The organism is Pseudomonas sp. SIMBA_067 (genome assembly GCF_046534675.1).
In the GTDB taxonomy this organism is placed as follows: Bacteria; Pseudomonadota; Gammaproteobacteria; order Pseudomonadales; family Pseudomonadaceae; genus Aquipseudomonas; species Aquipseudomonas putida.
In genome coordinates this window covers 1-245 of sequence record NZ_JAWRYH010001100.1, presented here as the reverse complement: position 1 = coordinate 245, position 245 = coordinate 1, and the positions used below count along the sequence as shown (strand labels likewise).

The window sequence follows — 245 nt, the reverse complement described above, 5'->3', positions numbered from 1 at the left end:
AGTGAATTCTATTGCGCCATCGCTGATCCTGTTTAATGAACATGATGATGCCGAATATCGACAACAGGCGCTGAATAAATCACTGATGAAAACCGCGCCTGGCGAGAAAGAAGTGATCGACCTGGTCGATTACTTACTTACCAGTTGCTTTGTCACCGGACGCAGTTTCCCACTTGATGGCGGTCGTCATCTGCGTTAATGCAGCTTTATCCAGCATATAATCAACACCCATGCGCTTATCCCCC

General features: G+C 47.3%; 1 pseudogene. It reads left to right on the top strand.

The window, feature by feature from the left end:
• Positions 1-199: pseudogene (locus tag SB765_RS32675) on the top strand (dihydromonapterin reductase); the annotation flags it as partial.
• Between the last annotated feature and the right edge of the window lie 46 nt (positions 200-245).